This window comes from Burkholderia sp. AU30198, from assembly GCF_020419825.1.
Classification (GTDB): Bacteria; Pseudomonadota; Gammaproteobacteria; order Burkholderiales; family Burkholderiaceae; genus Burkholderia.
This window is the reverse complement of record NZ_JAIZSA010000020.1, coordinates 114,276-135,300: the sequence shown is the minus strand read 5'-3', so window position 1 is coordinate 135,300 and position 21,025 is coordinate 114,276. Positions and strand designations below refer to the sequence as shown.

The window sequence follows — 21,025 nt, the reverse complement described above, 5'->3', positions numbered from 1 at the left end:
GCCCATACGGATCAAATTCTGTATGGGAAAGACAACGTATTGACCCCGCATTTGTCGACGGTCGATAGGAAAGTGCATATAATTTCCGCCCAAGCCGTAGGGAAGATTCACGCTCTAGAAGTGCATCTCCACCAGCGGCCCAGGTCGGTGTTGGAGCACATTACCGGTATTGTTTCGCGCTGTTGCTTACCTTTAACCATAAAAGGACGTGATCATGAAGAAATCCCTCCTCGTAGCTTCCCTGTTGGCTGCTGTTGCACTGGCTGCTTGCAACAAGAGCGCTGATCAAGCTGCTTCGTCGGCTGCAAGCGACGCAGCTGCTGCTGCTTCGACGGCTGCTTCGGCAGTTGCTGGTGCTGCGAGCGACGCTTCGGCTGCTGCTTCGTCGGCAACGGCTGCTGCGAGCGACGCTGCTGCTGCAGTGGCGTCGGCTGCTTCGGCAGCGACGGCTGCTCCGGCTTCGGGCGCAAGCCAGTAAGCCTCAGCGTCAGCTGAAAAAAAACCGGCCCGAGGGCCGGTTTTTTTACGTCTGCCGTTTTCGCGCGTGTCGCACGGCAGTCGCACCGGGCCGCCGCAGCGGCCCTGCCCCGCTCATCCGAGCGCCAGCCAGTCGAAGCCCGCGTCCTGCGTGGCCACGACCACTTCTTCCCCGCTCGTCCCCAGTACACCGCCAAACGCCTGGCGGACCAGCTCCGGCAGGTTGTTCTGCTGGCTCAGGTGCGCCGCGACCAGGTGCTTGAGGCGGCTGCGTTCCAGCGACGCGAGGATGTCCGCCGCCGCGTCGTTGCTCAGGTGTCCGTGGTTGCCGCCAATGCGCGCCTTCAGCGACTGCGGATAGCGACTCCCGGCCAGCATCGCGGTGTCGTGGTTGGATTCGAGCACCAGCGCGTCACAGCCGCTCAGGACGGCCGTGATGTGCGGCGTGGCCATCCCGACGTCCGTCAGCACGCCGAGCCGGCTGGCGCCGTCCATAAAGACGAACTGGAGCGGTTCACGCGCATCGTGAGGGACCGTATAGGGCATCACGGCCAGATCGCGGATTGCGGCCGTCTCGTCGCCCCACAGCACGTGGAGATCGACATCGGCCTCGTCCGCACCGACCGCGCGCGCGGTACCCCAGCTCATGTAGAGCGGCAGCGATCCGCGGCGGGCGAGCGTCAGCGCACTGCCGACGTGGTCGCTGTGTTCGTGGGTAATGAGGATCGCATCGAGATCGCCGATGCAGAGATTCAGTCGGCCGAGCCGGCGCTCGACCTCCTTGGCAGAAAAGCCGCAGTCGAGCAGCACGCGGGTGGTCGTCGTGCCGCTCGAGGCCTCGACGACCAGCGCGTTGCCTTCGCTGCCGCTTCCGAGGCTGGAGAATCGCACGCGCTTAGTTCAGCTGCGCGTGGAGCAGCGAAATGATCCGTTGCGCGTCCGACGAGTTGTCGACCTGGCCGTTTGCGCCGACCACCGCGACCTGCGTGCTGCCATTGCCCTGTGCGCGCACGTTGACCAGGTACTCCTTGCCCGGCTTCGCGGCCGACGGGCCACCGTAGAACAGCTTGCCGAACAGGCCGTCGCGCTTGAGCTCTTCCATCGTGTTCGCATAGCGCACGGTGTACACACCCTTCTCGCGGTCGCGATTGTCGACCGCGAAGTTGGTGCGGTCGAGCGCCAGGCCCACACGCAGCCATGCGCGGTCGAACGACTCGGCCAGTTGCAGCGTCGCCCCACCGCTGCTCGTGTCGCTGACCTGCGCCGGCGCCGTCGCGGGACGTGCATCGGTCAGCAGTTGCTTCGCCTGCGCATCGGTCAGGCCGAACTTCTGCATCAGCTTCGACAGGAACACCGCTTCGAGCACGGGGTTACGCGGACGCTCTTCCCAGCGCGACGACGTGCCGCCCTGCGGGCCGACCATCATTTCCTCCATCGCGCTGTGCGTGATCGAGATGTCGGTGTTGCCGTCCGACGTGCGGTTCACGAGCGTACGGAAGCGGTCACGCGTGCCGGACGAGTAGGCGAAATCGATGACCTTGCCGATCGTGCGGCGGAACCAGTCGTCGGGGATGTTCGCGCGGTTTTCGGCCCAGTCGGTGGCCATGATGCCCGTCGACGGTGCATCGGTCTTCAGCGAGAAGCCGTTCTCCTGCCAGAACTCCTTCAGGATCGGCCACAGCTGCTCGGGCGTCCGGCCATCGACGACGAGCCAGCGGCGGTCGCCGTCGCGCTCGATGTGCATGCCGAGCGGATCCTGCGCGCTCGGGATGCCGTCGGTCGCGTTGCCGGCCTGCGTCGTGACCCGCGGCGGCAGCGTGCCGAGGCCGGCGTTGCTCGGCGGCGCGACGAACTGCTGCGTCGTCGGCACCGGCTTCAGGTCGCTCGGCACCGCGAGCGGCGGCGCCGAACCGGTGTTCTTGTAGTTGACCCGGTCGGGGGCCAGATAGTCGTTCAGCGTATCGCAGCCAGCGAGCGCGCCCAGCGCCAGCGCCACCACCGACATCTGGATGGCGCGAGAGGAAATGGCGAAACGTTTCATGAAATCCTTCGTCTTGCTAGAACGCTCGTCAGGAGCGGCGCCGGACGGAGCCGGCCGGTGCGGGTTGGTCAGGGTTCGAGCCGGCGGCCGCAGGACGCGGCCGCCTCGGCATCAGGCGAGGACGCCGGCCTCGACGAGGGCCGAACGCACGGCATCGTGGCAGCGCTCGTCGAGCGGCGTGAGCGGCAGCCGGATACCGCCCTGCATCTTGCCCATCGCCTGCAGCGCCCACTTCACCGGGATCGGGTTCGCCTCGATGAACAGGTTCTTGTGCAGCGACAGCAGCTTCATGTGCAGCGCGCGGGCCGTCTGGACGTCGCCGGCCAGCGCCGCGCGGCACAGGTCGCTCATCGCGCGCGGGGCGACGTTCGCCGTCACCGAGATGTTGCCGTGGCCGCCGAGCAGCATCAGCGCGATCGCGGTCGGATCGTCACCGCTATAGATCGCGAAATGCTTCGGCGCGGCCTTGATCAGGTGCGCGGCGCGATCGATGTTGCCGGTCGCTTCCTTCACGCCGATGATCCCCGGCACTTCCGCGAGGCGCAGCGTCGTCTCGTTCGCCATGTCCGCGACCGTGCGGCCCGGCACGTTGTACAGGATCACCGGCAGGTCGACCGATTCGGCGATCGTCTTGAAGTGACGATACATGCCTTCCTGCGTCGGCTTGTTGTAGTACGGCACGACCTGCAGCGTCGCGTCCGCACCGACAGCCTTCGCGTGCTTCGTCAGCTCGATCGCCTCGGCGGTCGAGTTGCCGCCGGCGCCCGCGATGATCGGGATGCGTTTCGCCGCATGCTCGACCGCCGTGCGGATCATCAGGATGTGCTCTTCGACATTGAGCGTTGCCGACTCGCCGCTCGTACCGACCACGACCAGCGCATCGGTGCCTTCCGCGATATGCCAGTCGATCAGTTTGCGAAACGCCGGCAGGTCGAGACTGCCGTCTTCGAGCATCGGGGTGACGATCGCGGGGATGCTGCCGCGGATTTGAATGCCGTCTTGGGTGCCGTTAGCCATGAAACGCGATTGAGAGTATGTACCGGTAAACGTTGAGATTGTAGCGGATTAGCCGGGCAGTTCGTAACGTGGAATTCCCGCCCCCGCCTTCGGGGTCGCGCCCTCGCGCACTGCGCAGAGACGCTGGACGAATGCCTCGCGCGGCGCGGCGACGAACCCGTCCTCGTACGCGACCACCCGCAGGCGGCCGTGCACGGCGTCCAGCAGCTCGCCCGGGGCGAGCAGGAACGCGGGGTTGGACGGTTTCCCGACCGTTTCGTTTCCTTGCGCGAAGGTTTCGTAGATGAGCACGCCGCCCGGCGCCACCGCATCGAGCAGATGGGGCCAGAGCGGACGATGCAGGTAATTCGTGACGATCACGGCCGAGAACCGCTCGCCGGCCGGCAACGGCCACGGCGCGCCTTCGAGATCGGCGTCGCGGGCGTCGACGCCCGGAAGCGCACGCAGCGCGGCCAGTGCGTCCGGATTGCGGTCGAGTGCGACGACCGGATGCCCGTGCGACGCGAACCAGCGCGCATGGCGGCCGCCGCCCGCCGCAACATCCAGCACCGCGCCGCCTGGCGGCACGAGCCGCGACCATTGCGCGACCCAGCGCGACGGCTCGGCCTGGGCGACGTGGCCGCCCGCGGCGGCGATGACGGATGCGCTCATGCGGTCGATCAGTTGTACGACAGGCCCATCGCGTCACGCACGTCGCGCATCGTTTCCGTCGCGTACTTGCGCGCCTTGTCGCAACCGTCCGCGACGATCGCGCGCAGCAGCGACGGATCGTCCATGTACTTCTGCGCGCGCTCGAGCATCGGCTGCTGCTCGCGCAGGATGCCTTCGACGACCGGCTGCTTGCAGTCGAGACAGCCGATGCCCGCCGAACGGCAGCCCTTCTGCACCCAGTCGTGCGTCGCTTCGTCCGTATAGACCTGGTGCAGCTGCCACACCGGGCACTTGTCGGGATCGCCCGGATCGGTGCGGCGCACGCGCGCGGGATCGGTCGGCATCGTGCGGACCTTCTTCGTGATCGTCTCGGCGTCTTCACGCAGGCCGATCGTGTTGCCGTACGACTTCGACATCTTCTGCCCGTCGAGGCCCGGCATCCGCGATGCTTCGGTGAGGAGCGCCTGCGGCTCGACGAGGATGATCTTGCGCGCGCCTTCGAGATAGCCGAACAGGCGTTCGCGGTCGCTCATCGACAGGCTCTGCGATTCCTGCAGCATCGCGCGCGCCTGTTCGAGCGCCTCGTCGTCGCCCTCCTGCTGATATGCGTTACGCAGCTCGTGATAGAGCTTCGCGCGCTTGCCGCCGAGTTTCTTCGCGGCATCGAGCGCCTTCTCCTCGAAGCCCGGCTCGCGGCCGTACAGGTAGTTGAAGCGGCGCGCGATCTCGCGCGTCATCTCGACGTGCGGCACCTGGTCTTCACCGACCGGCACGAGCGAGCCGCGATACAGCAGGATGTCGGCCGCCATCAGCACCGGGTAGCCGAGGAAGCCGTAGGTCGACAGATCCTTGTCCTTCAGCTTCTCCATCTGCTCCTTGTAGGTCGGCACGCGTTCGAGCCAGCCGAGCGGCGTGCTCATGCCGAGCAGCAGCGCGAGTTCGGCATGCTCGGGCACCTTGCTCTGGATGAACAGCGTCGCCTGCGCCGGATCGATGCCGGACGCGAGCCAGTCGATCAGCACGTCCCACACGTTCTTCTCGATGACCTCGGGAGTCTCGTAGTGCGTCGTCAGCGCATGCCAGTCGACGACGCAGAAGAAGCACGGGTACTCGGACTGCAGCTTCACCCAGTTTTTCAGCACGCCGTGGTAATGACCGAGGTGCAGCGACCCGGTGGGTCGCATGCCGGAGAAAATACGTTCAGGGAACATGATTGTCGTTAGAGGAGCGAGGCGAATGGGGACAGGATGGCGCTCAGGACGGCGTAGCCGACGTTGACGAGCGGGCGCAGCCAGAAGTTCGTCAGCACGCCCGTCGTGACCAGCACGAGGACGATGATGAAACCGTATGGCTCGATGCGCGACAGCGCGATCGATTGCTTCGTCGGCAGCAGCGCCGCCAGGATGCGGCCGCCGTCGAGCGGCGGCAGCGGAAACAGGTTCAGCACGCCGAGCACGAGGTTCGCGCTGACGCCGGCAAACGCCATCCGCGTAAAGAACGGCTCGTCGATGCCGACGGCAGGCAGCACGAGGGTCAGCACGCCCCAGATCAGCGCCTGCACGAAGTTGCAGGCCGGGCCCGCGAGCGATACCCACAGGCTGCCCCAGCGCGGATTGCGCAGGTTGCCGAACGACACCGGCACCGGCTTCGCATAGCCGAACAGGAACGCGCCGCCGGTCAGGAAATACATCACGAGCGGAATCGCGATCGTGCCGAGCGGATCGATGTGGCGCATCGGATTGAACGATACGCGCCCCATCATGTAGGCGGTGTTGTCGCCGAGCAGGCGGGCGGCGTAGCCATGCGCGGCCTCGTGCAACGTGATCGCGAAGATCACGGGTAGCGCGTAGACGGCGATGGTCTGTATCAGGGAAGCATCCATATCGCGTTATTGTAACAAGCGCACTCGCGCAAAAAATGGAACGGCGCGCTCAGGCCGCCGAGAGTCCGAACGGTTCGAGCGCGCCGCGCCCTGCGCGCACGAGCTCGGGCTCGTCTCCCGTCAGGTCGATCACCGTCGACGGCTCGCGCGGACACGCACCGCCGTCGATCACGAGGTCGACCTGCTTCTCGAGCCGCGTACGGATGTCTTCGGGATCGTTGAGCGGCTCGTCGTCCGGCGGCAGGATCAGCGTCGTGCCGAGCAGCGGCTGGCCGAGCGATTCCAGCAACGCGAGCGTGATCGCGTGATCGGGCACGCGCAGCCCGATCGTCTTGCGCGACGGGTGCGACAGCCGGCGCGGCACTTCCTTCGTGGCCTGCAGGATGAACACGTACGGACCGGGCGTCACCGACTTGATCTGCCGGTACTGGCGGTTGTCGACCATCGCGAAGTTGGCGAGCTCCGACAGGTCGCGCACGAGCAGCGACAAGTGCTGCTTCTCGTCGAGGCCGCGAATCCGGCGCACGCGCTCGACCGCATCCTTGTCGTCGAGATGGCACGCGAGCGCATAGCTCGAATCGGTCGGCATCGCGATCACGCCGCCCTTGCTGACGATCTCCACGGCCTGCTTGATCAGGCGCGGCTGCGGATTATCCGGATGAATCCTGAAGAACTGGGACATGGGGGGTCGTAAAGGGGGAGAAGTCGAATGTGCGTTGCCGGCGGCAACGCGGGCGGCAGTCTGCCGCCTGTTGTCAGAGCCAGCGCTCCCAGACCGGTGTCAGGTCGGGCGGCAACGGCGGCAGGCTGCCGAGCTCGACACGGCCCTCGCCTGGCGCATGGAAATCCGAGCCGCGCGACGCTTCGAAACCGAAGCGGCGTGCGACGTCCGCGTATTCGCGGTACTGGTCGGGCGAGTGGCTGCCCGTGACGACCTCGATCGCGCGGCCGCCGAGATCGATGAACTCGCCGAAGAAGGCGTCGAACTCGACGGGCGTATAGCGGTAACGGCCCGGATGCGCGACCACGGCTTCGCCGCCGGCCGCCCGAATCCACGCAACGGCGTCGGGCAGCGTCGCCCAGCGGTGCGGGACGAACCCGGGCTTGCCGTCGCCGAGCAGGCGATCGAACACATCGGACGTCGACGTGGCATGGCCGTTCTCGACGAGAAAGCGGGCGAAGTGCGTGCGCGAGATCAGGTCGGGATTCGACACGTACTTCAGCGCGCCTTCGTACGCGCCGGGAATGCCGAGCGTGGCGATCTGCTCACCGATCGCCACCGCGCGCGCCGCGCGGCCGTGGCGCGTGCGGTACAGGCCGTCGACGAGCACCTGGTTCGCGGGATCGACATTCAGGCCGACGATGTGCACGGTGCGCGACGCCCACGTGACCGAAATCTCGACGCCGCTCAGGTAGCGCATGCCGAGCGCTTCCGCCTCGCTGCGCGCCGCCGCCTGGCCGCCGATCTCGTCGTGGTCGGTCAGCGCCCACAGGGTCACGCCGCCGGCATGGGCGCGGCGCGCGACGTCGGCAGGCGACAGCAACCCGTCGGAAACATTCGAATGGCAGTGGAGATCGGCGTTCATTGTCGGCATGGCAGGTAAGGCTTCATTCTACTGCAACGCGGCAATGCGCCGCCCGCCTGCCCCGCCGCTGCCGCCGCGCGCTTACGCGCAGAACGCCTCGATCAGCGCCGCGATCTGCTCGGGCTGGTCGTGATGCACCATGTGGCCGGCATCCTCGACGAGCTTCTCGCGCCAGTCGGGGAACGCGTTGAAACGCGCCTTGAATTCCGGCAGCGGGATGTCGCCGGCGATGTGTGCCAGCGTCGGCGAATTGACGGCCTCGACGTGCAGCACCTTCGCGCGCACCTGCGCCCAGGTGGCCATCACTTCGTCGAGCCGGTACAGCTGCGGGCCCGGCATCTTGTGCGCGGGGTCGGCCAGCAGGTGGTACTGGCCATCGTCGCCGCGCTTCGACCAGTGCGCGGCGAGGAACGCGGCGCGGTGCGGCGCGAGCCGCGGATTGGTCTTGGTCAGGCGCGCCGCCACGTCGTCGAGCGACGCATAAGGGCGCAGCGCGGGCGGTTCGCGCAACTCGTCCAGCCAGCCGCGCAGCCGGCGCGGCGCCTGCTCGGCCCGCGCGGGCGCGAGCCCGAAACCCTCGAGATCGACCACGCGCCGCACACGCTCCGGGCGCGCGCCGGCATACAGGCACACGACGTTCGCGCCCATGCTGTGCCCGACCAGGTTGACTTCGCCGGTCGGCGCATAGTGGTCGACAAGCGCATCGAGGTCGCCGAGGTATTCGTGGAACCAGTAATGGCCGCCGCCCTGCCGCGCGACCGGCCAGTCGGACAGCCCGAAACCGCGCGCATCGGGCGCGATCACCTGCCAGTCGCCCGCGAGCGCATCGACGACGAACTGGAACGACGCCGCGACGTCCATCCAGCCGTGCAGCATGAACAGCGTCGGCGCATCGGGCCGGCCCCAGCGCCGGACATGCAGCTGGACGCCGCGCACCGTGACGAAATCGGAAACAGAACTCGAGGCACTCATTGCAGTCGCCAAAAAAAAGAATGGTCGTTCGATTATAGCGGCGACGCCTTCCTTGCGGTGTCCGGCAATCGAGGCACCGCTCTAGCGGCACCAGTACGCAAGGGGCCGCCGGGAAGCGCCATCTGCCGGGCACACGTGACGGCTGACAGCCGCCGACACGCACCCGAGCGCGAGCCGGCTAGCGGGGCGCGCTTCCGTCCGCCCCGTCCTGCGCGGCCAGTTCGTCGAGTTCGGCCTGCTCGAACCCCGCATCGCGACGCGCATCGAAATTGAACGGCCCCCGCAGCCGCGGCGCATGATATTGCTCGGCGAGCTGCCGATAGGTCGGCACGGGATCGCGGCCGGCCTCGTCGCACAGGTGCCGGAACCAGTGGTTGCCGATCGCGACATGGCCGATCTCGTCGCGCAGGATCACGTCGAGGATGGCGGCCGACGCATCGTCGCCCGCCTGTACGAGCCGCGCGCGGATCGGCGGCGATGCGTCGAGCCCGCGGGCCTCGAGCGTGCGCGGTACGAGCGCCATGCGCGCCAGCACGTCGCCCTTGGTCCGCTCGCACATCTCCCACAGACCGTTGTGCGCGGGAAAGTCGCCGTACGCGTGCCCGAATGCCGCCAGGCGGTTGGACAGCAGCGTGAAGTGATAGGCCTCCTCGGCCGCCACCTTCAGCCAGTCCGCGTAGAACGCGTCCGGCAGGCCCGCGAAACGCCAGACCGCGTCGAGCGCCAGGTTGATCGCATTGAACTCGATATGGGCAAGCGCATGCAGCAGCACGGCGCGCCCTTCGGGCGAACGCATGCTGCGGCGCTCGAGCTGGCGCGGCTCGACGAGCGGCGGCCGCATCGGGCGGCCGGGCAGATCGGCCGGTTCGGGCAATGCGAGCGTCGGGGCGATCGCCGCCCGCCCGGCCAGCAGCGACTCGTGGAGCGCGCGCACCTGGGCGGCCTTGGCCGCGGGTTCGGTGTCACGCAGCGCGGCGAGCGCGGCGCGGCGCACGCAGGCCGGCGCATTGCCGAAAGAAGAAGACTCCATGCTCATAAACGGGGACACCTTGCGTGCGCATCGCGGGAGCGCACGCACGCGACGGTTTACAATAGGCGATTGTTCCGCGGCGCAATGCGGCAATGCAAATGCGCCGGGCAAACCAGACGCGCCATTCTACCGGCGCCCATCATCGAAGAGACAAGGAGACACCGTGACGATCTACAAGCTGGGCGATACGGCCCCGACGATCCACGAAAGCGTATTCGTTGCCGATACGGCGGCCATCATCGGCAAGGTCGTGCTCGAGGAGAACGCGAGCGTCTGGTTCGGCGCGACGATTCGCGGCGACAACGAGACGATTACCGTCGGCGCGGGCAGCAACGTCCAGGAAGGCGCGGTACTGCATACGGACCCCGGCTTTCCGCTGACGATTGCCGAGAACGTGACGATCGGGCACCAGGCCATGCTGCACGGCTGCACGATCGGCGAAGGTTCGCTGGTCGGTATCCAGGCGGTGGTCTTGAATGGAGCGGTCATCGGCCGCAACTGTCTGGTTGGTGCCGGCGCGGTCGTGACGGAAGGCAAGACGTTCCCGGACAACTCGCTGATTCTCGGCGCACCGGCGAAAGTCGTGCGCGAGCTGTCGGCGGAAGACATTGCGCGGCTGCGCACGAACGCGAAGACGTATGTCGAGCGGCGTGCGCATTTCAAGGAGCAACTCGTGCGGATCGGGTGATTCGCACGGATTTCAAGGAAGAAGAGTGAGCGACCAGTTACAGAAATTCATGTTCAATGCGGCGCCCGTGCGCGGCGAGATCGTTTCGCTGCGCAATACGTGGCAGGAAGTGCTCTCCCGCCGCGACTACCCTGCCCCCGTGCGCACGGTGCTCGGCGAGATGATGGCCGCGTGCGCGCTGCTGTCCGCGAACCTGAAATTCAACGGCACCCTGATCATGCAGATCTTCGGCGACGGGCCGGTCCAGATGCTGGTCGTCCAGTGCGGTTCGGATCTGTCGATGCGGGCCACCGCGAAGTTCGCGGGCGATGCCGCGCAGACGATCGGCGACGACACGAGCTTCCCGTCGCTCGTCAATGCGAGCGGCCACGGCCGGTGCGTGATCACGCTCGACCCGGCCGACAAGCTGCCGGGCCAGCAGCCGTACCAGGGCATCGTGCCGCTGAACGGCGTCGACGGCCCGCTCGAATCCGTCTCGCAGGTGCTCGAGCATTACATGCATCATTCGGAGCAGCTCGACACGCGGATGTGGCTGGCAGCCGATCGCGACCGCGCGGTCGGCATGCTGCTGCAGAAGCTGCCGGGCGACGGCGGCATCGTGCCGCGTCATGCCGAAACCGATACCGATACGTGGGAGCGCGTCTGCACGCTCGGCGGCACGCTGTCCGCGCAGGAACTGCTCGAAGTCGAACCGGAAGTCGTGTTCCGCCGGCTCTTCTGGCAGGAAAACGTGCAGCACTTCGAACCGGCCGGCACGCGCTTCCAGTGCTCGTGTTCGCGCGAGAAGGTCGGCGCGATGCTGCGCATGCTCGGCCGCGAGGAAGTCGACAGCGTGATCGTCGAACGTGGCCACGTCGAGATCCATTGCGAGTTCTGCAATCAGCGCTACGAATTCGATCCGGTCGACGTCGCACAACTGTTCGCGGCCCCCGGCGTCGAGACGGGCATCGCGCCCGCCACCGACCAGCGTCACTGAGCCGAGCCGCGGCCCGATGCCCGCCATCCGGGCACGGGCGCATAATGACGCACGAGCGTCGCACGCACGGCTCCGGCGCCGAAGTCTCGTACTTCGGCGCCAATCGCTTCTCGTCGTCGGCGCGCTGCAGGAGAAACACATGAATCGCCCGCTTCATCGACCGTTTCGCACCTTCGTCCTGGCGAGCGTTGCCGTCGGTACGCTCGCACTTGCAGGCTGCGCGATGCCGCCGCCGACTTCCACGATCCTGAGCCGCCTGCCCGAACCCGCTGCATCGGGCGGCCAGCCGCGCGCGCTGTCGAGCGCCGAACGCAAGCGCTATGACGAGATCGACCAGCAGGTGCTGCGTGAACAGAACAGTGCGATCGCAGCCGAGGCAGCGGCGCGCGCGTGGGCCTATTACTCGCCGCCGCCCGTCACCGTTTACGGCGGGTATTACGGCGGATGGGGCAATCGCTGGGGCACGGGTATCAGCTACGGCTACCCGGGATGGTGGTGGTGAGCGTGCATCGCTCAGCCGATTGACTACCGGCAGGAAATAAAAAAGCGCGGCATTTCCCGCGCTTTTTCAATGGATTCGAGCAACCGCACTCAGTGATGCGCGGCCTTGCCTTTGTCGCCGCCATGATGCCGCGACGGCTTCGCGATCGACTGCGGATTCGGCACGACACGCACCGGCGCCGCGGAGACGGTGCCGCGCGTCGAGGTATTCGACGGCGTGTTGTTCAGCGGCACGGCCGGCGCATTCGGTGACACGAACTGCACGAACACCTCGCCGTCCTTCACCATGCCCATCTCGTAGCGCGCGCGCTCCTCGATGGCCGCAGTGCCGCTCTGCAGATCCTGCACTTCGCCGGCGGTGCGCTCGTTGCGCAGCTTCTCGTCCGCATTCTTCTGAAGCTGGTCGTCAAGCTGCTGACGCAATTCATGCACCCGCAGCCAGCCGCCGTGTCCCCACCATAGGGGGTACTGAATGAGCGCCAGCAAGGCAATCAGGACGACAGTGACAAGCCGCATGTAAGAACCGCAGATATAAGAAGCGCCGCTCCGCGCACGTGCACAGAGCGGCGTCGATATGACGAACCCGATAGTAGCGCGTTAGCGCAGGTTATAGAAAGCCGATTTACCCGGGTAGCTTGCGATGTCGCCGAGATCTTCCTCGATGCGCAGCAGCTGGTTGTACTTCGAGATACGGTCGCTGCGCGACAGCGAACCCGTCTTGATCTGACCGGCGTTCAGGCCGACCGCGATGTCCGCGATCGTCGAATCTTCCGTTTCGCCCGAGCGGTGCGAGATCACGGCCGTGTAGCCGGCGCGCTTCGCCATCTCGATTGCCGCGAACGTTTCGGTCAGCGTACCGATCTGGTTGATCTTGATGAGGATCGAGTTCGCGATGCCCTTCTCGATGCCTTCCTTCAGGATGCGCGTGTTCGTGACGAACAGGTCGTCGCCGACCAGCTGCACCTTCTTGCCGAGGCGGTCGGTCAGCAGCTTCCAGCCTTCCCAGTCGCTTTCGTGCATGCCGTCCTCGATCGACACGATCGGGAACTTGTCGGCGAGCGTCGCGAGGTAGTCGGTGAATTCGGCCGACGACAGTTGCAGGCCTTCACCCGCGAGCTGGTACTTGCCGTCGTGGTAGAACTCGGATGCTGCGCAGTCGAGCGCGAGCAGCACGTCTTCGCCCGCACGATAGCCGGCCTTCTCGATCGCCTGCAGGATCGTCGACAGGCACTCGTCGTTGCTGCCGAAGTTCGGCGCGAAGCCGCCTTCGTCACCGACTGCCGTGCTCATGCCGCGGTCGCTCAGGATCTTCTTCAGTGCGTGGAACACTTCCGCGCCGCAACGCAGGGCTTCACGGAACGTCGGCTGGCTCACCGGGACGATCATGAATTCCTGGATGTCGAGGCTGTTGTTCGCGTGCGCGCCGCCGTTGACGATGTTCATCATCGGCACCGGCAGTTGCATCGCGCCCGAACCGCCGAAGTAGCGGTACAGCGGCAGGCCTGCCTCTTCGGCGGCTGCCTTCGCGACGGCCATCGACACGGCCAGCATCGCGTTCGCGCCGAGGCGCGACTTGTTGTCGGTGCCGTCCAGCTCGAGCAGCGTCTTGTCGAGGAACGCCTGTTCCGACGCGTCGAGGCCCATGATGGCTTCGGAGATTTCGGTGTTGATATGCTCGACTGCCTTCAGCACGCCCTTGCCGTTGTAGCGGCCGGCTTCGCCGTCGCGCAGTTCGATCGCTTCACGCGAGCCGGTGGACGCGCCCGACGGCACCGCCGCGCGGCCCATCGTGCCCGATTCGAGCAGCACGTCGCATTCGACGGTGGGGTTGCCGCGCGAATCCAGAATCTCGCGGCCGATGATATCTACGATTGCACTCATGGGTTTCCTCTGAGAATGACGATGGATTCTTCAAACTGCGACGGCGCGCGCGCCTGAACCGCTTTCGCTACTGACGCGCGAAGCCGTCGCAAGGTTCATTCGATCTTTAATTGAAATCGTTTTCCAGGAACGGATTGCGCTTCACCGCCTGGTCGAGCGTGACGAGGGTCTCCAGCAGCGCACCCATCCGGTTCAGCGGCACCGCGTTCGGGCCGTCCGACTTTGCCTCGGCCGGATTCGGGTGCGTTTCCATGAAGAGGCCCGCGACGCCCGTCGCGACCGCCGCCCGTGCAAGCACCGGCACGAATTCGCGCTGGCCGCCCGAGCTCGTGCCCTGCCCGCCCGGCAGCTGCACCGAGTGGGTCGCATCGAACACGACAGGCGCGCTCGTCTCGCGCATGATCGCGAGCGAACGCATGTCCGACACGAGATTGTTGTAGCCGAACGAGACACCGCGCTCGCACGCCATGAAGCGGTCTTCCGACAGCCCCGCTTCACGGGCCGCTTCACGCGCCTTGTCGATCACGTTCTTCATGTCGTGCGGCGCGAGGAACTGGCCCTTCTTGATGTTGACGGGCTTGCCCGAGCGCGCGCACGCATGGATGAAATCGGTCTGGCGGCACAGGAACGCCGGCGTCTGCAGCACGTCGACGACCGACGCGACCTGCTCGATCTCTTCGATCGAGTGCACGTCGGTCAGCACCGGCAGGCCAAGCTGGCGCTTCACCTCGGACAGGATCCGCAGGCCCTCGTCCATTCCGAGGCCACGGAACGACTTGCCCGAGCTGCGGTTCGCCTTGTCGTAGGACGACTTGTAGATGAACGGAACGTTCAGCTTCGCGCAGATCTCCTTCAGGCGGCCCGCCGTGTCGATCGTCATTTGCTCCGATTCGACGACGCAGGTACCCGCGATCAGGAAGAAAGGCTTGTCGAGACCGACCTCGAAATCGCACAGCTTCATGCTTACACTCCGCGCGCTTGCTTGTTGGCAAGCGCAGCTTCGACGAACGACTTGAAGAGGGGATGACCGTCACGCGGCGTGGACGTGAATTCCGGGTGGAACTGGACGCCGACGAACCACGGGTGCATCGAACGCGGCAGTTCCATCATTTCCGGCAGATCCTCGCTCGGGGTACGGGCGCTGATGATAAGGCCGCCGGCTTCGAGCTGGGGCACGAAGCGGTTATTGACTTCATAACGGTGGCGATGGCGCTCGTTCACGTCCTTGCCATAGATCTCTTCGGCCATCGTGCCGGGCTTGATCGGGCAACGCTGCGAGCCGAGGCGCATCGTGCCGCCAAGGTCGGATTCCTCGGTGCGCGTCTCGACCTTGCCGTCGCGGTCGTACCACTCGGTGATCAGCGCGACCACGCGTTCCGGCGTGTCCGGTTCGAATTCCGTGCTGTTCGCCTGCTTCAGGCCGACGACGTCGCGTGCGAACTCGATCACCGCGAGCTGCATGCCGAGGCAGATGCCGAGATACGGCACCTTGGCTTCACGCGCATAGCGGATCGCCGCGATCTTGCCTTCCGTGCCGCGACGGCCGAAACCGCCCGGCACCAGCACGGCGTCGAGGTGCTTCAGGCTGTCGACACCGTTCGCCTCGATCTCTTCCGAGTCGATGTATTCGATGTTGACCTTGGTCGACGTGTGCAGCGATGCGTGGCGCAGCGCCTCGATCAGCGACTTGTACGACTCGGTCAGGTCGACGTACTTGCCGACCATGCCGATCGTCACTTCGTGCTTCGGGTTCTCGAGCTTCTCGACGAGCTCCGACCACATGCTCAGGTCGGCGTCCTTCGGCGACAGCTTCAGTTCCTCGCAGATGATGCGGTCGAGGCCCTGGTCGTGCAGCATCTGCGGAATCTTGTAGATGCTGTCGGCGTCCCACACCGAGATCACGGCGTCTTCCGGTACGTTCGAGAACATCGAGATCTTCTTCGATTCGTCGTCCGGAATGCGGCGGTCCGCACGGCACAGCAGCACGTGCGGCAGGATGCCGATCTCGCGCAGCTTCTGCACGCTGTGCTGGGTCGGCTTCGTCTTCAGCTCGCCGGCCGTCGCGACGTACGGCACCAGCGTCAGGTGCACGAAGCACGCGCTGTTGCGGCCGAGGCGCAGGCTCATCTGGCGCGCGGCTTCGAGGAACGGCAGCGATTCGATATCGCCGACCGTGCCGCCGATCTCGACGATCGCGACATCCGGCTCACCGCAGGTGGCCGACGCGGCCCCGCGCTCGATGAACGCCTGGATTTCGTTCGTGATGTGCGGGATGACCTGCACGGTCTTGCCGAGATAGTCGCCGCGGCGTTCCTTGCGGATCACCGATTCGTAGATCTGGCCGGTCGTGAAGTTGTTGGCCTTGCGCATCTTCGTGCTGATGAAGCGCTCATAGTGGCCGAGGTCGAGGTCGGTCTCCGCTCCATCTTCCGTCACGAACACTTCGCCGTGCTGGAACGGGCTCATCGTGCCGGGGTCGACGTTGATGTAGGGATCGAGTTTGAGGAGGGTGACTTTCAGACCGCGCGATTCGAGGATCGCGGCGAGGGAAGCGGCGGCAATACCCTTGCCAAGGGAAGAAACTACGCCGCCGGTGACGAAAACATATTTGGTCATCGCTGGATGCTCGCGGGAAAAACGGATTATACCGTAAAGCCCGCCCTTCTCTCAGCAATCGACTCGATGATCGCGCCCTTTCGCGTCGACCCGCACCAGCCGTGCCCGCCGGGGCGAAGCCGCCCGCCGGCCGGTGCAACCGCGCGCGCCGGAGGCGCACCCCCGGCCGCCAGATCGTGCGTCAGGCGCGCTTCGCGAGCGGGGTAACGCCCTGCGACACATCGCCCTCCGCCGCCTTCAGCGAATTCAGCATCCGCTGCAATGCGCGGGCCGTCTCGAGCGGCCGCTCCATCGGAAACAAGTGGCTGCCTTCCAGCCATTCGACGCGGCCGCGCGCCGCGCGGCGCGTCGCATCGAGCCCGACCTGGCGCACCTCGCGCGAACGCGTGCCGGCGAGAAACCCGAGCGGCACCGGCGCGCCGTGCGCGAGCCGCGGGCCGAGCGTGTGCGGCAGGGTCCGGTAGATCAGGTATTCGACCTGCCGGTCGAACGCGAGCGCCCGCTCGCCATCGGCACCGGCCTGCGGAATCCCGTAGTCGATGTAATCGGCCAGCATCCGTTCGTCCCAGCGGGCGAACGCCGGCTTCTCGCGAAAGTGCCGCCAGACTTCGTCGCGGCTCACCCAGCGCGTGCGCCGGTTGCGTGTCGCGGCGGCCGGCGACAGCCGCTCGTCGAGCCCCGCCCACTGGCTCGCACGCAATGCGCCGGCGCGCCAGCCCGCGATGATCGGCGAATCGATCATCACGACACCGCGCACCCAATGCGGCTTCTTCAGCGCGGCCATCAGCGACAGGTAGCCGCCGAGCGAATGGCCGACGAGCCAGACGGGACGCTCGTAGCGGCTGCCGATGTCGTCGAGCAGTTGCTCGACGAGATGCGGCCAGTCGCGCGTCACCGGGTAGCGGCGGTCGTGGCCGATCCGTTCGATGTAGCGCAGCTCGTAGTCGTCGGCCAGTTCGGCGAAGATCGTCCGGTACGTCGACGCCGGGAAGCCGTTCGCGTGCGAGAAATGGAGGATGTCCTTCAAACGCCGATGTCTCCTTTGTCGACGAGAGTTAGTGCTTTAGCACTTACTCTCGTCCCATGCTTCGCGGTCGACCGGAGTGAGTGCTTTAGTGCTTGCTCCGGTCCCATGCTTCGCGGTCGACCAGAGTTAGTGCTTTAGCACTTACTCCCGTCCCATGCTTCGCGGTCGACCGGGGTTAGTGCTTTAGCGCTTACCCCCGTCCCATGCTTCGCGGTCGACCGGAGTCTGCTCCGGTCCCCTGCTTCGTGTTCTGCCGGGCCCATGCTTCGGCATGATGCGCGGGTCCCGGGCCTTCTTTCCTGATACGCCGGCCCGCGCCGCGATCACCGATCCATCCAGTACCGTCGTCGAACGTCGCGATGACGCTCGAACGCAAACCCGCCGTCGGCCGGCGCGACGTCGAACCGCACGGCGCCATCGCGATCGGTGCGCGGCAGCGGAATCCCGCGCGCCTCGTAACGGGCGAGAACCGTCCGGTGCGGATGTCCGAAACGATTGCGATAGCCTACAGGAAATACCGCGACGCGCGGCCCGACCGAATCGAGGAAAGGCTCGACCGACGACGTGCGGCTGCCGTGGTGCGGAACGACCAGGATCTGCGCGGCCAGCGCGTCGCGCGCGGTGTCCACGAGCCGGCGTTCGCCGGGCGCTTCGACGTCGCCCGTCAACAGCGCCGACGTATCGCCCGCGTCGATGCGCAGCACACACGACTGCCCGTTCGACGAGCCCGCGCCCGGGCCGCCCTGCGGCCACAGCATCGTGAACGTGACACCATCCCAGGCCCAGCGTTGCCCGGCCGCGCACGGCAGCCGGTCGGCGACGCCTGCGGCGGCCGCATCGCGCCACAGCCGGCTGTTCGGCGCAATGCCGGCCAGCAACTGGCGTACATCAGCGGCCGCATAAACGGCCGGGGCACCGCCCGCGTGATCGGCATCCGCGTGACTGAGCACGAACGAATCGATCACCGTGATGCCGCGAGCACGCAACGCCGGCGCAACGATCCGCGCGCCGGCGTGGGTCGACTCGGCGCCCGGCCCCGCATCGAACAGCAAGGTGCGCCGCGCGGTCTCCACCAGCACCGACGCGCCCTGCCCGACGTCGAGCACGGTCAGCCGGAAACCGCCCGGCGGCGGCGCATCGGCTGCCGGCGCGACGAGCGGCAGCCATGTGAGCGGGGCCGCCCAGCGCAACGGCCAGCCGCGCGGCATCAGCGCCCATGCAACGCCCATGCAACGCCCACGCAGGCCAGCGTCAGCACCGGCCAGTCGGGCATGCGCAGCCAGAACACGCCCGCCGGCCAGTCGGCGAGATGTCCGAGCAGCGTCATCATCGGTTCGAGCGCCGCGTGCGCAAGCCGGAACGCATACGCATCGAGCGGCGCGGGCAGCGCGATGCCGGCCAGCACGACCGGCGTCACGACCGAACTGACCCACGGAATCGCGAATGCATTGCCGAAAGGGCCCGACAGCGATATCTGCGCGAACCATGCAGCCGTGAGCGGTGCAAGACCGATCGTCACCGCGTACTGCACGCGTGTGGCCTCGGCGATACGGCGCCCGGCGCGCCCACACCACGCGCGCAACTGGCTCGACAAGCCGGCCGTGCCGTCGCCCTCCTCGCTTTCCGCATCGGCCTCGCGCGCTGCGCGCCAGCCGGCGACGGCCAGCAGGATCACGGCGACCGCCCCGAACGACAGCCAGAACCCGGCCGACAGCACGGCCCACGGATCGGCCAGCAGTACGCCACCGAGGGCCGCGCACAGCACCGCGGAAGTCGGTACGCTGCGCCCGGCCAGGTAAGCAATGCCGCCGGCCGCGATCATCCACCACGCGCGCTGCGCCGGCACGTTGAAGCCGGCGAGCGCCGCATAGCCGGCTGCGGCGGCCAGCGCGGCGAGCGCGGCCGCGTACGGTGCCGGAAACACGAGCGTTGCGGCCCGGGCGCGCCAGCGCAGGCGGCGCCAGACCATCGACACGAGCCCGCCTGCGATCGCGCCGACGAGCCCGACATGCAGGCCGGAGATCGCGACCAGGTGGCTCGTTCCCGTGCTGCGCAGCACGTGCCAGTCGTCGTCGCCGATGCCCGACTGGTCGCCGATCGCGAGCGCGGCGACGATGCCGCGATGGCCGGCGTCACCGCCGAGCGTCTCGCCGATACGCGCGCGCAGCGCGTCGCGCAGCCGATCGATTGATGCACGCCATCCCGATGCGCGCGCATCGAGCAATGCCGCCCGCCGGGGTGCGCTGACATAACCGATCGCGCGAATGCCTGCGGCGAGCCACGCCGCCTCGCTGTCGCGCACACCAGGATTGGCTTCCGCATGCGGGCGCTTCAGGCGCACGACGAAACGCCAGCGCTGCGCGGCGCGCAGATCGGGAAGTGGATCGCGTGCCGCCGGTGCGCCATACGCGCGCCACGACAGCCGGATCAGCGGCGGGAAACGGGCCAGCCCCGCATCGTTCGACTCGACCGCGAACAGCAGCCGCGCGCCTGTCTCGTCGACCACGGGCAGCCCGCGAATCACGCCGGTCACGACGATGTCGCGCCCTTCCCATTCGACGGGCAGGCTGTCGCGCAGCCGCCATTCGGCCCGCGCGGCCGCGTAGCCGAACCCTGCATCGCAGGCCGCGAGCGCACACAGCATCCATCCGAACATGGCGGTCCTACGCGTACGCTGGCGACGCATACACCACACGCCCGGCACTGCGCAGCCCGCGAGCACGGCCACACCGATCGTCCATGCGAGCGCACCCGGCAGCGCCGCCTGCCGCTGCAGTACGACCACACCGAGCGCGAACGCGATCCACCACACGCGCATCGCCCCTCCTCGTCGACCCGGCGCCGCCATTGCGAATGCGGCGCCTTCCGGCAACGATTATGCGGACGAAAGTGCGAGTCGCGGCAGCGCGGCGAGCGCGTTAGCCGAAGTGCATAGGGACACTGCGCCGGCGTCGAGCCCGCGCAGTTCGGCGAGCACGTCGCCGATGCGCGGCACCTGGTCGGGCGTGTTGCGGGATTTGTACGCCCATTCGGGCGCGATGTCGGGTGCGTCCGTCTCGACGACGATCGCATCGAGCGGCAACTCCGTGGCGAGCCGGCGAATCTGCAGCGCGCGCGAGAAGGTTACGTTGCCGCCGAAGCCGAGATGCAGCCCTTGCGCGAGATACGCTTCGGCCTGCTGGAAGCTGCCGTTGAACGCATGCGCGATGCCGCGCCGTACGCCGAACCGGCGCAATCCGGCCAGCACGCGATCCTGCGACTTGCGCACGTGGCACAGCACGGGCAGGTCGAATTCGTGCGCGAGCTTCAGTTGCCCCTGGTAGAAGAACTGCTGCCGGTCTTCGTCGAGCCCCGGCACGAAATAGTCGAGGCCGATCTCGCCGATTGCGACGAAGCGCGGATCGTCGAGGCTCGCCTCGATCTCCATGCGCAGCAGGTCGAGATCCTCGTCACGGGCGCGTGGCGTATACATCGGATGGATGCCGAGCGCATAGACCGCGCCCGGCGTGCGTTGCGCGAGCTCGCGCACCGTCGTGAAGTTGTCGCGCCCGACGCTCGGGATCACGATGCGCGACACGCCGGCCGCGCGCGCCGCGTGCGCGACCGCGTCGCGGTCGGCGTCGAACTCGGCGGCATCGAGATGGCAGTGCGTGTCGATCCACATGGCGGCATGTCCTGCG

At 67.0% G+C, this 21,025-nt stretch carries 20 protein-coding genes and 1 pseudogene; 4 read left to right on the top strand and 17 right to left on the bottom strand.

Annotated features, from left to right (window positions below):
- Positions 1–39 precede the first annotated feature (39 nt).
- Entirely contained in the window at positions 40–285 is a 246-nt protein-coding gene (locus tag LGN19_RS39850) for a hypothetical protein (protein WP_075122947.1), read from the top strand.
- A gap of 306 nt (positions 286–591) precedes the next feature.
- Here LGN19_RS39850 and LGN19_RS33045 read toward each other — a convergent pair whose 3' ends face one another.
- From LGN19_RS33045 to LGN19_RS33000, 10 genes are all read right to left on the bottom strand, one after another.
- On the bottom strand, positions 592–1,368 hold the full coding sequence (locus LGN19_RS33045; RefSeq protein WP_122945764.1) for an MBL fold metallo-hydrolase: 777 nt from the start codon (positions 1,366–1,368) through the stop codon (positions 592–594).
- A gap of 4 nt (positions 1,369–1,372) precedes the next feature.
- The gene (gene bamC / locus LGN19_RS33040) at positions 1,373–2,518 is read right to left on the bottom strand and encodes an outer membrane protein assembly factor BamC (RefSeq protein WP_122945765.1); all 1,146 of its coding nucleotides are present in this window, start codon (positions 2,516–2,518) and stop codon (positions 1,373–1,375) included.
- A gap of 111 nt (positions 2,519–2,629) precedes the next feature.
- Complete coding sequence (gene dapA / locus LGN19_RS33035; protein WP_122945766.1) at positions 2,630–3,535, bottom strand: 4-hydroxy-tetrahydrodipicolinate synthase; 906 nt, start codon at positions 3,533–3,535, stop codon at positions 2,630–2,632.
- Between the two features lie 48 nt (positions 3,536–3,583).
- On the bottom strand, positions 3,584–4,186 hold the full coding sequence (locus tag LGN19_RS33030) for a class I SAM-dependent methyltransferase (RefSeq protein WP_122945767.1): 603 nt from the start codon (positions 4,184–4,186) through the stop codon (positions 3,584–3,586).
- Between the two features lie 8 nt (positions 4,187–4,194).
- Positions 4,195–5,397, bottom strand: a complete 1,203-nt coding sequence (locus tag LGN19_RS33025; protein ID WP_011352534.1) for a tryptophan--tRNA ligase — start codon at positions 5,395–5,397, stop codon at positions 4,195–4,197.
- Between the two features lie 8 nt (positions 5,398–5,405).
- Positions 5,406–6,068, bottom strand: coding sequence for a site-2 protease family protein (locus LGN19_RS33020; RefSeq protein WP_174959479.1), 663 nt, complete (start codon positions 6,066–6,068; stop codon positions 5,406–5,408).
- 49 nt (positions 6,069–6,117) lie between these two features.
- Complete coding sequence (locus LGN19_RS33015) at positions 6,118–6,750, bottom strand: L-threonylcarbamoyladenylate synthase (RefSeq protein WP_174918546.1); 633 nt, start codon at positions 6,748–6,750, stop codon at positions 6,118–6,120.
- 73 nt (positions 6,751–6,823) lie between these two features.
- Positions 6,824–7,654 carry a 3',5'-nucleoside bisphosphate phosphatase gene (locus LGN19_RS33010; RefSeq protein WP_164462644.1) on the bottom strand — a complete coding sequence of 277 codons (831 nt, stop codon included), beginning with the start codon at positions 7,652–7,654 and terminating at the stop codon, positions 6,824–6,826.
- Positions 7,655–7,735: 81 nt separating this feature from the next.
- A complete protein-coding gene (locus tag LGN19_RS33005; RefSeq protein ID WP_122945771.1) occupies positions 7,736–8,626 on the bottom strand; it encodes an alpha/beta fold hydrolase in 891 nt (296 codons plus the stop codon).
- Positions 8,627–8,804: 178 nt separating this feature from the next.
- Positions 8,805–9,662: a ferritin-like domain-containing protein gene (locus LGN19_RS33000; RefSeq protein ID WP_226219437.1), complete on the bottom strand. Its 858-nt coding sequence runs from the start codon at positions 9,660–9,662 to the stop codon at positions 8,805–8,807.
- 157 nt (positions 9,663–9,819) lie between these two features.
- On the opposite strand from LGN19_RS33000, the gene LGN19_RS32995 reads away from it, so the two are divergent.
- From LGN19_RS32995 to LGN19_RS32985, 3 genes are all read left to right on the top strand, one after another.
- Complete coding sequence (locus LGN19_RS32995; protein WP_071334714.1) at positions 9,820–10,344, top strand: gamma carbonic anhydrase family protein; 525 nt, start codon at positions 9,820–9,822, stop codon at positions 10,342–10,344.
- A gap of 25 nt (positions 10,345–10,369) precedes the next feature.
- Positions 10,370–11,320 (top strand): Hsp33 family molecular chaperone HslO, encoded by a 951-nt coding sequence (gene hslO / locus LGN19_RS32990; protein ID WP_174959475.1) that lies wholly within the window; start codon positions 10,370–10,372, stop codon positions 11,318–11,320.
- 139 nt (positions 11,321–11,459) lie between these two features.
- Positions 11,460–11,822: a hypothetical protein gene (locus LGN19_RS32985; RefSeq protein ID WP_122945774.1), complete on the top strand. Its 363-nt coding sequence runs from the start codon at positions 11,460–11,462 to the stop codon at positions 11,820–11,822.
- A gap of 89 nt (positions 11,823–11,911) precedes the next feature.
- On the opposite strand, the gene ftsB is transcribed toward LGN19_RS32985, so the two are convergent.
- The 7 genes and pseudogenes from ftsB to LGN19_RS32950 form a co-directional block, all read right to left on the bottom strand.
- Positions 11,912–12,337: a cell division protein FtsB gene (gene ftsB / locus LGN19_RS32980; RefSeq protein WP_122945775.1), complete on the bottom strand. Its 426-nt coding sequence runs from the start codon at positions 12,335–12,337 to the stop codon at positions 11,912–11,914.
- Positions 12,338–12,418: 81 nt separating this feature from the next.
- On the bottom strand, positions 12,419–13,702 hold the full coding sequence (gene eno / locus LGN19_RS32975) for a phosphopyruvate hydratase (protein WP_011352544.1): 1,284 nt from the start codon (positions 13,700–13,702) through the stop codon (positions 12,419–12,421).
- Positions 13,703–13,808: 106 nt separating this feature from the next.
- The gene (gene kdsA, locus LGN19_RS32970) at positions 13,809–14,663 is read right to left on the bottom strand and encodes a 3-deoxy-8-phosphooctulonate synthase (RefSeq protein WP_085039266.1); all 855 of its coding nucleotides are present in this window, start codon (positions 14,661–14,663) and stop codon (positions 13,809–13,811) included.
- Between the two features lie 2 nt (positions 14,664–14,665).
- Positions 14,666–16,318 carry a CTP synthase gene (locus tag LGN19_RS32965; protein ID WP_122945776.1) on the bottom strand — a complete coding sequence of 551 codons (1,653 nt, stop codon included), beginning with the start codon at positions 16,316–16,318 and terminating at the stop codon, positions 14,666–14,668.
- 181 nt (positions 16,319–16,499) lie between these two features.
- Entirely contained in the window at positions 16,500–17,345 is an 846-nt protein-coding gene (locus LGN19_RS32960) for an alpha/beta fold hydrolase (protein ID WP_174959471.1), read from the bottom strand.
- Positions 17,346–17,668: 323 nt separating this feature from the next.
- Positions 17,669–20,163: pseudogene (locus tag LGN19_RS32955) on the bottom strand (DNA internalization-related competence protein ComEC/Rec2).
- 57 nt (positions 20,164–20,220) lie between these two features.
- Positions 20,221–21,009, bottom strand: a complete 789-nt coding sequence (locus LGN19_RS32950; protein WP_226219434.1) for a TatD family hydrolase — start codon at positions 21,007–21,009, stop codon at positions 20,221–20,223.
- Between the last annotated feature and the right edge of the window lie 16 nt (positions 21,010–21,025).

What these genes read in the sequence shown, in the direction of transcription:
- LGN19_RS33020 (WP_174959479.1), bottom strand. Translation starts at nt 6,068, where the DNA reads ATGGATGCTTCCCTGATACAGACCATCGCCGTCTACGCGCTACCCGTG.
- eno (WP_011352544.1), bottom strand. Translation starts at nt 13,702, where the DNA reads ATGAGTGCAATCGTAGATATCATCGGCCGCGAGATTCTGGATTCGCGC.
- LGN19_RS32985 (WP_122945774.1), top strand. Translation starts at nt 11,460, where the DNA reads ATGAATCGCCCGCTTCATCGACCGTTTCGCACCTTCGTCCTGGCGAGC.
- ftsB (WP_122945775.1), bottom strand. Translation starts at nt 12,337, where the DNA reads ATGCGGCTTGTCACTGTCGTCCTGATTGCCTTGCTGGCGCTCATTCAG.
- LGN19_RS32965 (WP_122945776.1), bottom strand. Translation starts at nt 16,318, where the DNA reads ATGACCAAATATGTTTTCGTCACCGGCGGCGTAGTTTCTTCCCTTGGC.
- LGN19_RS33030 (WP_122945767.1), bottom strand. Translation starts at nt 4,186, where the DNA reads ATGAGCGCATCCGTCATCGCCGCCGCGGGCGGCCACGTCGCCCAGGCC.
- LGN19_RS32950 (WP_226219434.1), bottom strand. Translation starts at nt 21,009, where the DNA reads ATGTGGATCGACACGCACTGCCATCTCGATGCCGCCGAGTTCGACGCC.
- kdsA (WP_085039266.1), bottom strand. Translation starts at nt 14,663, where the DNA reads ATGAAGCTGTGCGATTTCGAGGTCGGTCTCGACAAGCCTTTCTTCCTG.
- LGN19_RS33025 (WP_011352534.1), bottom strand. Translation starts at nt 5,397, where the DNA reads ATGTTCCCTGAACGTATTTTCTCCGGCATGCGACCCACCGGGTCGCTG.
- dapA (WP_122945766.1), bottom strand. Translation starts at nt 3,535, where the DNA reads ATGGCTAACGGCACCCAAGACGGCATTCAAATCCGCGGCAGCATCCCC.
- LGN19_RS33015 (WP_174918546.1), bottom strand. Translation starts at nt 6,750, where the DNA reads ATGTCCCAGTTCTTCAGGATTCATCCGGATAATCCGCAGCCGCGCCTG.
- LGN19_RS33000 (WP_226219437.1), bottom strand. Translation starts at nt 9,662, where the DNA reads ATGAGCATGGAGTCTTCTTCTTTCGGCAATGCGCCGGCCTGCGTGCGC.
- LGN19_RS33010 (WP_164462644.1), bottom strand. Translation starts at nt 7,654, where the DNA reads ATGAACGCCGATCTCCACTGCCATTCGAATGTTTCCGACGGGTTGCTG.
- LGN19_RS33005 (WP_122945771.1), bottom strand. Translation starts at nt 8,626, where the DNA reads ATGAGTGCCTCGAGTTCTGTTTCCGATTTCGTCACGGTGCGCGGCGTC.
- bamC (WP_122945765.1), bottom strand. Translation starts at nt 2,518, where the DNA reads ATGAAACGTTTCGCCATTTCCTCTCGCGCCATCCAGATGTCGGTGGTG.